This is a genomic window from Streptomyces sp. NPDC086777 (genome assembly GCF_040702065.1).
Classification (GTDB): domain Bacteria; phylum Actinomycetota; class Actinomycetes; order Streptomycetales; family Streptomycetaceae; genus Streptomyces.
Genome location: NZ_JBFBJI010000003.1, coordinates 442,645 through 453,553 on the forward strand (window position 1 = coordinate 442,645; position 10,909 = coordinate 453,553).

Sequence of the window (10,909 nt, forward strand, 5' to 3'; positions counted from 1 at the left end):
TATCGTCCGCACAGCCACCTCACATCCTGATCATCCTTTTCCCCGGAGCTTCATGCGCCTCAAGCAGGTCTCGCTCTCGGCGGCGATATCCGTCGTCGCCGGGCTGACCACCGCCGCGGTCGGCCTCACCGGCCCCGCCGCCCTGGCCGACAGCACGGCAGCGCTGCCGCTGTCGCACTACGCGCACATGGTGGCCGACCCGGCCCACCAGCACCTCTTCTTCAGCCAGGGCGCCGGTTCGGCGGGCATCCTGGTGACCGACCTGTCCGGCACCCCGGTCACCACCATCACGGACGAGCAGGGCGCCACGGGCCTCGCGCTCTCCGCCGACGGCTCGACCCTCTACGCGGCCCTCGCCGACGGGGACGCGGTCGCCGCCGTCGACACCGCGACGCTCACCGAGTCCACCCGCTACCCGACCGGCACCGGCAGCGCGCCCGTCTCCGTGGCGGTGGCGGGCGGCACGCTCTGGTACGGCTACCGAACGGCCGACGGCAAGGGCGCGATCGGCTCCGTCGACGCGTCCGGCACGGTGTCGACGCCCTCGCTCTCCCACTGGTCGGTCCCGCCGCTGCTGGCGGCCGGCGGCGGCGTGCTCGCGGCGGAGGAGCCGCTGAACAGCCTCAGCCACGTGGCGACCTTCGACGTCTCCTCGGGCACGGCCACGGCCGAGGCCGACACGGACGTCTTCGGCGGCACCGCGACCGGGTTCCGGGTCACCGGCGACGGCGCCGCGGTGCTGCTCGCCGCCACCCAGCAGCCCGCTCTGCAGATCTACCGCACCTCGGACCTGTCGCGCGCCAACCCCGCCCCGTACTACACCGGCGCGGTGGGCCCGGACTCGCTCGCGATCGACACCGACGGCACGATCGCCTCGGCCAGTACCGCGGGCCTCTACCTCTACGCCGGTTCCAACCTCGCGGAGAACCACGTCACCTTCCCGGCCGGCACCACCGTCGCCCCGGACGGCCTGGCATGGGGCGGCGACGGCAGCACCCTCTACGCCGTCACCCGGGACGCGTCCGGCGCCTACGGCCTCGACGTGCTCGGCTCCGCGAAGCTCACCGACACCACCCTCACCCTGGCCCCGCCCCGGTACGCGGTCCCCACCCAGCAGTTCACCTTCACCGGCACCCTCGCCACCCGGGGCATCCTCCCGGCCGGCGCCGCCCTCCACGTCACCCGCGACGGCGAGCCGCTGCCCGACACCACGGTGGGCACCGACGGCACCTTCGCCGTCAGCGACACCCGGCAGGACGCGGGCACGTACACGTACGAGGTGTCGTACGCGGGAGACACCACCCACCGTCCCGCGACGGCGGACCTGAAGGTGTACGTGGCGCGGTTGTCCACGACCGTCGCCGCCCCGGAGATCGACTCGGCGAGCCCGCACTCGGTCGTCATCAAGGGCACGCTCACCTCCGAACTGAACCTCGGCAGCTTCCCGCAGGGCACCACGATCGACGTGTCCCGCACCGACGAGGACACCCAGGAGACGGTCCCGCTCCCCTCGGTGACCGTCGACCCGGTCACCGAGGAGTTCACGGTGACCGACGCGCCGGAGGCGGCCGGATGGTTCACGTACCACCTCTCGTACGCGGGTGACGCCACCCACGAGCCGAGCGCCGACGAACCGAGCCTCACGGTCTCCGCCTACGCGCCGGCCCTCACCCTGAAGGCCCCCGCGACCGCCACCCGCGCCGCGGCCCTCTCCTTCGCCGGCAAGCTCGGCGACGCGCCCTACCCCGCCGGCGAGACGGTCACCGTCACCCGCACCGACGCCGCCCACACCACGACCCCGGCGACCTGGACCGCACCCGTCGCGGCCGACGGCACCGTCACGGTCAAGGACACCCCGGCCGTCGGCGGCGCGAACACCTACACCGTGAGCTACCCGGGCGACGCGGCCCACCAGGCGGCCACCGCCTCGGCGATCGTCCAGGTGTCCCGCGCCACGTCGACGGTCACGGTCGCCACGGACAAGGCGACGTACGCGTACGGCGCGACGGCCACCGTCACCGCCCACCTGGGCACCACGTACAACGGCCGCACGCTCTCGGTCTACGCCACCCCGGCGGGCGGCAGGAAGACGCTGCTGAAGACCGGCACGGTGGACAGCAAGGGCAACCTGAAGGCGACGTACAAGCCCACCCGCTCCACGGTCTACACGGCGTCCTTCGGGGGCGACTACCGCTACGCCCCGGCCACGGCCACCCACTCCGCCGCCACCCAGGTGAAGATCGCAGAGCGGCTGGGCAGTTACTACACCAGCACCACCTACGGCGGGGTCACCTACCGCGTCTACCACCACACCGTGCAGCCGCAGGTGGTCGGCACGGTGACCCCGGACAAGTCCGGGCAGTGCATGAAGTTCCAGGCCCAGGAGTACTACAGCGGCGCCTGGCACACCATCGGCACGTCCTCCTGTTTCTCCATGGACCCGAACAGCACCGGCGTGACCCACCTGGCCCTCACCCACGCGGTGAACCAGCGGTTCCGGGTGCGGACGGAGTACGTCCACAGCTCCAAGGACACGAGCAACGCGGACACCTGGGGCGGCTGGCTGTACCTGACGGTACGGAACTGAGCCTCACGCGCCGCCGGTCCGGCCCGGGCGTCCACACCCTGTGGACACCCGGGCCGCACCGTGTGCCGTGACGCTAGGGGTTGACGACCGTGCCGCCGAAGGTGACGTTCAGCTTGCCGGACGAGGCGAGGGACCAGCCGAGCGCGCCCGCGTAGGAGGCGCAGCGGGAGCCGTTGGTGCCGGTCCAGAACTGGTTGGAGCTGTCGGCGTCGCCGATGGTCTTGTCGTTGGAGCCGTCGACGGCGAACCGGCAGGAGGTGTCGCTGCGGAACACCGAAGTACCCTTGTCGAACGAGTAGTTGCGCTCGGCGTTGTCGATGCCGACGTTGTTCGAGACGGTGATCGTGCCGGGGTTGCTGTTGTAGGTGAACCCGTGGTGGCCGTTGCCGTAGGCGATGTCGTGCCGCACCACGTGGTTCACGGCGATGTCGTCGCCGCCGAGCTTGTAGCCGTTGCGGTCGCCGTCCCCGCTCTGGCTGCCGTCGCTGAGCGTGCCGTTGCCGTAGGAGAGCGAGTACTCGATGGTGACCGGCCCGATGGCTCCCGTGTCGGTCTTGGTGTACAGGTCCCAGCCGTCGTCGATGTTGTGGTGCGAGACGTCGTACCGGAAGACGTTCCCGGTGCCGGTGGTCAGCTTGGCCGCGAAGCCGTCGGCGTCCTCGCCGTCGCTGTCGGCGTTGTCGTGCGACTCGGAGCTGACGACCAGGTTGTCCGCAGGCCACTGGCTGCTGGGCGTGCCGGAGGAGATCCGGCCGAGCTGGAGTCCCGTGTCGCGGTTGTACGCGGTCACGACACGCTCGACGACGTTGTGGCTGCCGCCCACGTAGATGCCGTTGTCACCGGCGTGCTCGACCGTGAGGCCGTACAGGTGCCAGTAGTCGGCGAAGAGCTGGACGCCCCGGTTCGACGAACTCTCGCTCTGCGCCGCGAAGTCGAGCACCGGAGTCTCGCCCGGGTAGGCGGAGAGGGTGGTGAGCGCGCCGGAGGTGCCGTTGGCGCCGGCCGGGACGGTCACGGTGGTGGAGTAGGCGTACGTCCCACCGCGCAGGTAGATGGTGCCGCCGGACGCGATGCGGCCGATCGCCGAGGTGAGCGTGGTCGGCGCCGACTGGGTGCCGGCCGCGCTGTCGGTGCCGCTCGGCGACACGTACAGCACCGTGGACGCGGCTTGGGCGGGGCCGCCGGACAGTGCGACGAGCGTGCCGGCGAGCAGGCCGGCGGCCGCGATGACTGGTCTCACGTGCATCGTTCATCTCCGTTCGTCTCCGTGCGGGACCTTGCGGAAAGCGCTTTCTCTGCGAAGCTAGGAGGGTGTTGAGGGTGCGTCAAGAGTCATGTATGTAAAACCAGTTCATGAGTGTGATCCTGTGGGGTCGTTCGGGTGATATTTCGACGGTGATCGGAATACGGGTTCCCGCCCGCCCGGTTGTCCGGGACATGGACAAGACCCCGCGCAAGATCGACCTCGGCGCCGTCGGTGTGTGGCGCCACGACAGGACCGAACCCGAACTGGCCGTCGCGCTGGAGGGCCTGGGCTACGGCACCCTCTGGCTGGGCAACGTGACCGACCCGGACCTGGCCGAAGCCGAACGCCTGCTGGACGCCACGGAGCGCCTGGTGGTGGCCACCGGCATCGTGAACATCTGGTCCAACCCGGCCGACCGCGTCGCCCGCGCGTACCGGCGCATCGCCGAACGCCACCCGGACCGCTTCCTGCTGGGCATCGGCGCCGGCCACCCGGAGGCCACGAAGGAGTTCGTACGGCCGTACGAGGCCCTCAACGCCTACCTGGACGTCCTCGACGCGGGCGGTGTCCCGGTCGCCCGGCGGGCACTGGCGGCCCTCGGACCCCGTGTCCTGCGGCTGGCCGGCGACCGCACGGCGGCCGCCCACCCCTACCTGGTCACCCCCGAGCACACCCGCAGGGCCCGCGAACTCCTCGGCGCCGGACCGCTCCTCGCGCCCGAACAGAAGGTGGTCCTGGAGACGGACCCCGCCAGGGCCCGCGCGATCGGCGACGCCACGCTCGGCTTCTACCTGGGCCTGACCAACTACGTCGGCAACCTGCGCCGCCTCGGCTTCGACGACACCGACTTCGCGGACGGCGGCAGCGACCGCCTCTTCGACGCGCTCGTCGTGCACGGCGGCCCGGAGCGGGTGGCGCGGGGCGTCCGGGCGCATCTGGACGCGGGCGCCGACCACGTGGCGGTGCAGTTGCTGCACGCCGACGGCGCCGACCCGCTGCCCGGGTACCGGGCGCTGGCGGCTGTGGCGTTGCGGCCCGCGGGCGAGTAGGCCGGGGCGCGCGGCGAGCAGGCAGCGGCCGGGGTGCTCAGACCGCGGTGAACAGGGCGTCGAGCGGCGCGGGTACCCGGTCGGGGGGCAGCGCCTCGACGAGGATCCGGCCGTAGCGGATCTTGCGGCCCGACGTCGTACCGAGGAAGCGGCGCAACTGCTGCTGTGCGGTGCGGCCCTGCTGGGCAGGCTGGTTCAGGAAGGTGCGCAGGGCGCGGTGGTCGCCCTGCGCGCGGGCGAGTTCGGCGACGCGCGGCGGGCCGAGGGCGCGGATCAGCTCGTCCTCCAGGTCGGCCGCGCAGACGAAGACGCCGTGCGGTGCAGCGCCGGCCCGCGCCAGGCCGCGGGTGTAGTAGGGGAGTTCGCGTTCGTCGCAGAGCCCGGTCAGGCGCAGGCCGAGGCCGGGCGGTCCGAGGAGGCGGGCGAAACGGCCCGCGTTCATCGCCCCGCCCATCGGCAGCGCGCAGACCCCTTCGGCCGCCAGGTCCCGGCCGCGCCGGGCGGCCAGCGCCTCGACCGCCGCGAGGTCGCTGGGCCCTTCGAGCAGCACGGCGACACGGACGCCGAGCCGGCCGGCGAGTTCCCGCGCTGCCTCCTCGGGACCGCCGCGGTCCCAGGCGCCGACGGCCTCCCGGAAGGCCGCCATGCCGGCCGGGCGGGGCGGGTGCGCCGGGTCCGCCCCGGGTACGGCGTCCGCCGAGTTGGCGGGGTCGGCCGAGTCCGCCGTATGCGCCGTATGCGCTGTATCCGCCATAGCCGCCGTATCCGTATCCGTCCTGGGATCCGTCATGGGACGAGTCTCCGCCCGGGTCCGGTGGCGGTGCCATGGAATATCCGGGGCGCCGGAGGCGGGGCCGGGGGCCGGGGGTCCGCTCAGCCGATGCGGGCCCCGGTGCCGCCGACGTGCACGCGCGGGTCGCCCGCGCGCAGGGTGACCGTGAGTTCGCCGGGACGGCCCAGGTCCTCGCCCTGGTGGAGGGTGAGCACGGCGTCCTCGGGGACCAGGCCGAGCTCACGGGCGTAGGCCCCGAACGCGGCGGCCGCGGCGCCGGTCGCCGGGTCCTCGACGACCCCGCCGACGGGGAACGGGTCACGGACGTGGAAGACGGTGGCCGACTCCCGCCACACCAACTGCACGGTGGTCAGGTCCAGGCGGTGCATCAGCGCTTCGAGCCGCTCGAAGTCGTAGGCGAGGTCCGCGAGCCGGGCGCGGGTCGCCGCCGCGAGCACGAGATGGCGGGCGCCGGCGAACGCGATGCGGGGCGGGAAGGCCGGGTCGAGATCGGCGGCCGGCCAGTCGAGCGCGGCCAGTGCCTCCGCGAGGTCGGCGCCGGCGATCTCCTCGGTGTGCGGGACGACGCTGGTGAGCGTGGCCCGGACCGTTCCGCCCTCCTCGGTCACCGCCACCGGCACGGTACCTGCGCGGGTGGCGAACACCAGCTCCCCGGGCCCGGTCCGCTCGGCGAGCGCGACGGCGGTCGCGACGGTGGCGTGCCCGCAGAACGGCACCTCGGCCCGGGGGCTGAAGTAGCGGATGGTGTACGCCCGTCCGTTCCCGTCGTCGAGCCCCGCCGGGGGCGCGGTCAGGAACGCCGACTCCGAGTAGCCGAGTTCGGCGGCGACGGCGAGCATCCCGGCGTCGTCCAGACCGGAGGCGTCCAGCACGACGCCGGCGGGGTTGCCGCCCTCGGGGGAGCTGGAGAAGGCGGTGTAGCGCAGGATCTCGGGCCGGGGCGCGTTCGTCGTCATGGTCGCGGCAACACGGGCCGGACCGGCGGCTATTCCGCCCCGCGCGCGGGGTCCGGGCGGTCCTGCCGGGGGTGGTGGGTGGCGGTGATGCCGGCGAGGACGAGATCGATGCCGTCGAGGAACTGCTCGCGGTCGTCGTGGCCGCGCAGCTGGCCCGCGACGGCCCTGGTGAACGGGTACTCGGCGGGGTCGAGTTCCTCCCACGCCGTCGACACGGAGTCGATGAACCCGGCGCGGTCCACGCCGGCCGGAAGGGCCCGGCCGATCGCGCCGTTCACGGCGTTCTGCCCGGCGGCGCCCAGGACGTAGTGCACCAGTGCGGAGGTCACCGTGAACCAGCTGCTCTCGGGCACGTCGAGGGCGCCGACCCGCCGGCCGATGCTCTCGAAGATCCGCGGCGTGACCGTCCCCCACGGGCTGCGGGAGAACTGCGTGGCGAGCTGCGTCGCGAGCCACGGATGCCGCGCGATCGCGTCGAACAGCCCGAGCGCGACGGCCCGGATCCCGTCCTGCGGCGAGGCCGGGGCCCCCGCCCCCCGCGACGGCGACCGCGGGGCCTCGGCGGCGGGCCCGACGGCCACTGCGGCGGCGACGACCGCGTCCGTGGCGGCGGCGAGCAGCTCGTCCTTGTTCGCCACGTGCCAGTAGATCGCCCCGGGGCCGGTGGCCAGGCGTTCGGTCAGCGCCCGGAACGTCAGCCCGCTCTCACCGGCCGCGTCGAGCAGCTCGACGGCGGCCTCGACGATGCGCTCGCGGGAGAGCGCGTCCGTGCGCCGCTGTGACCGGCGTGTCCGCGTTGCCATGGGGTCATCTTGACATGCCTGGAGCGCCGTTCCAACATGGAACGTCATTCCAGTCTGGAATACCGTTCCAGACTGTTCCGGCCCACTATCGAGGAGTCACCATGCGTCGCACGCCCGTCACGATCGTCGGAGCCGGACTCGGCGGCCTCACGCTCGCCCGTGTCCTGCACGTCCACGGCATCCCGGCCACCGTCTACGAGGCGGAGGCCTCTCCGGCGGCGCGCGCACAGGGCGGGATGCTCGACATCCACGAGCACAACGGCCAGCCGGCGCTCCGGGAGGCGGGCCTGTACGAGGAGTTCCGCGCCCTCGTCCTGCCGGGGCGCGAGGCGACCCGGGCCCTCGCCGCCGACGGCACCGTGCTCCTCGAAGAGGACGACGACGGCACGGGGGGCCGCCCCGAGGTGCTCCGTGGCGAGCTGCGCCGGATCCTGCTCGAATCGCTGCCGCCCGGCACCGTCCGCTGGGGTCACAAGGTCGGCGCCGTCCGTGCCCTCGGCGGGGGCCGTCACGAGGTGACGTTCGCCGACGGCACCGCCGTCGCCACGGACCTGCTGGTCGGCGCGGACGGCGCGTGGTCACGGGTGCGGCCGCTGCTGTCCGCGGCCGTACCCGCGTACACCGGGACCTCGTTCGTCGAGACCTGTCTGTACGACGCCGACACCCGGCACCCGGCGGCGGCGAGGGCGGTCGGCGGCGGGGCGATGTTCGCGCTCGCGCCGGGAAAGGGGATCCAGGCCCATCGGGAGACCGGCGGGACCCTGCACACCTACGTGGCGCTGCGCCGGTCCCAGGAGTGGTTCGCCGCCGCCGGCTTCACGGGGCCGAACGGTCCTGCCGATTTTGCCGGTCCTGCCGGTCCTGTCGGTCCTGTCGGTCTCGGCGGTCCCGTGGGTCCCGCCGGCGCCGCCGGGGCCGCCGCGCGCGTCGCGGCGGAGTTCGACGGCTGGGCCCCCGAGCTCACCGCGCTGATCACCGACGGGGAGACCCCGCCGGTCCTCCGTCCCCTGTACACCCTGCCCGCCGGGCACCGCTGGGACCGGGTGCCCGGGGCGACCCTGGTCGGCGACGCCGCCCATCTCATGATCCCGAACGGGGAGGGCGCCAACCTGGCGATGTACGACGGCGCCGAACTCGGCAGGGCCCTCGCGGCCCACCCGGACGACACCGAGGCCGCGCTCACCGCCTACGAGCAGGCCATGTTCCCCCGCAGCGCCGCGGAGGCCGCCGATGCGGCCGACCTCCACGAGCGCATGTTCGGCGACGACTCCCCGCACGGGCTGATCGCGATGTTCACCGGGACCGGGGCCGGGGCTGGGGCAGACGCCGGAGCCTGAGTCTGAGCAGAGCACCTTGACGCCGGAGCCGGAGCCGGAGCCGGAGCCGGAGCCCGAGCAGACGTGGGAGCCCGGAGTGGACGCCGGAGCCGGAGCCGGAGCAGACGTGGGAGCCCGGAGTGGACGCCGGAGCCGGAGCCGGAGCAGACGTGGGAGCCCGGAGTGGACGCCGGAGCCGGAGCCGGGTCTGGAACTGGAGCAGATGTGGGAGCCCGGAGTGGACGCCGGGTCCGGAAACGGAGCAGACGCGGGAGCCTGGAGCAGACGGCGGGGTCTTGGCAGGTGTCGTAGCCGGGCGGACCGCGTGAGCGGTGCGGCGCGTCACGCCGGGTGGCGCAGTCCCGTCACCAGAACGCCGACCAGGCGGCGGGCGTCGTAGCCGGGGTCGCTCTCCGCGCCGATGCAGAGGTTGCCGACGCCGCGCATCAGCTCGAAGGCGGCCAGGTCGGTGTGGATCTCGCCGGACTCGGCCGCCGCGTCGAGGAGCCGGGTGCAGACGGGGACCAGGCTGTCCAGGAAGTAGGTGTGGAGGGCGTCGAAACCCGTCTGGTCGGCGCGCAGGGCCGCGGCGAGACCGTGCTTGGTGACCAGGAAGTCCACGAAGAGGTCGATCCAGCGGCGCAGTGCCTCGTACGGGCTCGGGGTGTTGGCCAGCAGCGCCGGGCCCGCCTCGGCGCAGGCCTCCACCTGGTGCCGGTAGACGGCGATGATCAGGTCGGCGCGGGTCGGGAAGTGCCGGTAGATCGTCGCCGTGCCGACGCCCGCACGGGCCGCGATGTCGCGCACCGGCGCCTCGACGCCGGCCGCGACGAACGCCGCCGCGGCCGCCTCCAGCAGGGTCGTCTCGTTGCGCCGGGCGTCCGCCCGCCGGGGCCGGACCGTCTGCTCCTCGTCCTTCATCGCGCGTCCTTCGTCGGGCGTCCTTCGACGGGTGCTCCGTCGGGCGTCACTCTATCGGGGCGTTGCGAAACGGGACAGTGTTCCGTATCGTCGTGAACGTGAAACGGGACGGCGTCCCGTTTGTGTCGGGTGAGGAGAACAGCCATGCAGTACCGCACTTTGGGCCGTACCGGTGTGCAGGTCAGCGCACTCGGGCTCGGCGCGATGAACTTCGGGGCGATCGGGCGGACCACCCAGGAGGAGGCGACAGCGATCGTCGACGCCGCCCTGGACGCCGGGATCAATCTGATCGACACCGCCGACATGTACGGGCAGGGCGAGTCGGAGGAGATGGTCGGCAAGGCGATCGCGGGCCGCCGTGACGACATCGTGCTGGCGACGAAGGCCGGCATGCCGATGGGGGACGAGCGCAATCACCGGGGCGGGTCACGGCGGTGGGTGGTCACCGCGCTGGAGGACAGCCTGCGGCGGCTCGGCGTCGACCACGTCGACCTCTACCAGATACACCGCTGGGACCCGGCCACGAGTGACGAGGAGACCCTGTCGGCGCTGACCGATCTGCAACGTGCCGGGAAGATCCGCCACTTCGGCTCCTCGACCTACCCGGCGTACCGGATCGTGCAGGGCCAGTGGGCCGCGCGTGAGCACGGCCTGAGCCGGTTCGTCACCGAACAGCCCAGCTACTCCCTCCTCCAGCGGGGCGTCGAGTCCCATGTCCTGCCTGTGACCGAGGAGTACGGGATGGGCGTGCTGGTGTGGAGCCCGCTGGCCTCCGGCTGGCTGTCCGGTGCCGTGCGCAGGGGCCGGCCCGTCACCACCAGCCGCGCCACGGTGCTGCCCGACCGCTTCGACCTGGCCCTGCCTGCCAACCAGGCCCGGCTCGACGCCGTGGAGCGGCTCGCCGCCGTCGCCGACGACGCCGGGCTGACCCTGATCCAGCTCGCCCTCGGCTTCGTGACCGCACATCCCGCCGTCACCAGCGCCCTCATAGGCCCGCGCACAGGGGACCATCTGCGCTCCCAGCTCGCCGCCGCCGACACCGTGCTCTCCGCGGACGTCCTGGACGCGGTGGACGCGATCGTCGCCCCCGGTACCGACCTGGCCGCACACGAGAAGTACGACACCCCGCCCGCCCTCCTCGACCCGGCCCTGCGCCGCCGCCGAGTGGCCTGAGCGCCGAGGGGCCGAGGGGTCCGCGGGACCCGCGGACCCCTCGGGGTTGCCGCCGGTCTCCCGGG

Annotated in this window: 9 protein-coding genes and 1 CRISPR repeat array; of the genes, 4 read left to right on the forward strand and 5 right to left on the reverse strand. The window is 73.3% G+C overall.

Features of this window, described 5'->3' with window-relative positions:
• Positions 1–52 precede the first annotated feature (52 nt).
• Complete coding sequence (locus AB0472_RS06910) at positions 53–2,587, forward strand: hypothetical protein (RefSeq protein ID WP_366354031.1); 2,535 nt, start codon at positions 53–55, stop codon at positions 2,585–2,587.
• Positions 2,588–2,660: 73 nt separating this feature from the next.
• Here the strand turns inward: AB0472_RS06910 and AB0472_RS06915 are convergent, their stop codons facing one another.
• The gene (locus AB0472_RS06915; RefSeq protein ID WP_366354033.1) at positions 2,661–3,833 is read right to left on the reverse strand and encodes a right-handed parallel beta-helix repeat-containing protein; all 1,173 of its coding nucleotides are present in this window, start codon (positions 3,831–3,833) and stop codon (positions 2,661–2,663) included.
• A gap of 191 nt (positions 3,834–4,024) precedes the next feature.
• On the opposite strand from AB0472_RS06915, the gene AB0472_RS06920 reads away from it, so the two are divergent.
• A complete protein-coding gene (locus AB0472_RS06920; protein ID WP_366354035.1) occupies positions 4,025–4,882 on the forward strand; it encodes an LLM class F420-dependent oxidoreductase in 858 nt (285 codons plus the stop codon).
• A gap of 37 nt (positions 4,883–4,919) precedes the next feature.
• Here AB0472_RS06920 and AB0472_RS06925 read toward each other — a convergent pair whose 3' ends face one another.
• From AB0472_RS06925 to AB0472_RS06935, 3 genes are all read right to left on the reverse strand, one after another.
• Positions 4,920–5,528 (reverse strand): TOPRIM nucleotidyl transferase/hydrolase domain-containing protein, encoded by a 609-nt coding sequence (locus AB0472_RS06925; RefSeq protein ID WP_366354080.1) that lies wholly within the window; start codon positions 5,526–5,528, stop codon positions 4,920–4,922.
• Between the two features lie 227 nt (positions 5,529–5,755).
• Complete coding sequence (locus tag AB0472_RS06930; RefSeq protein ID WP_366354037.1) at positions 5,756–6,631, reverse strand: PhzF family phenazine biosynthesis isomerase; 876 nt, start codon at positions 6,629–6,631, stop codon at positions 5,756–5,758.
• A 29-nt stretch (positions 6,632–6,660) separates the two neighbouring features.
• Positions 6,661–7,434 (reverse strand): TetR family transcriptional regulator, encoded by a 774-nt coding sequence (locus AB0472_RS06935; RefSeq protein ID WP_366354039.1) that lies wholly within the window; start codon positions 7,432–7,434, stop codon positions 6,661–6,663.
• Between the two features lie 101 nt (positions 7,435–7,535).
• On the opposite strand from AB0472_RS06935, the gene AB0472_RS06940 reads away from it, so the two are divergent.
• Positions 7,536–8,771, forward strand: a complete 1,236-nt coding sequence (locus tag AB0472_RS06940) for an NAD(P)/FAD-dependent oxidoreductase (RefSeq protein ID WP_366354041.1) — start codon at positions 7,536–7,538, stop codon at positions 8,769–8,771.
• A 63-nt stretch (positions 8,772–8,834) separates the two neighbouring features.
• A CRISPR array of direct repeats spans positions 8,835–9,042; the repeat unit is 24 nt; unit sequence GTGGGAGCCCGGAGTGGACGCCGG.
• Between the two features lie 50 nt (positions 9,043–9,092).
• Here the strand turns inward: AB0472_RS06940 and AB0472_RS06945 are convergent.
• Entirely contained in the window at positions 9,093–9,671 is a 579-nt protein-coding gene (locus AB0472_RS06945; RefSeq protein WP_366354042.1) for a TetR/AcrR family transcriptional regulator, read from the reverse strand.
• 144 nt (positions 9,672–9,815) lie between these two features.
• On the opposite strand from AB0472_RS06945, the gene AB0472_RS06950 reads away from it, so the two are divergent.
• A complete protein-coding gene (locus tag AB0472_RS06950) occupies positions 9,816–10,844 on the forward strand; it encodes an aldo/keto reductase (RefSeq protein WP_366354044.1) in 1,029 nt (342 codons plus the stop codon).
• Positions 10,845–10,909: the final 65 nt, after the last annotated feature.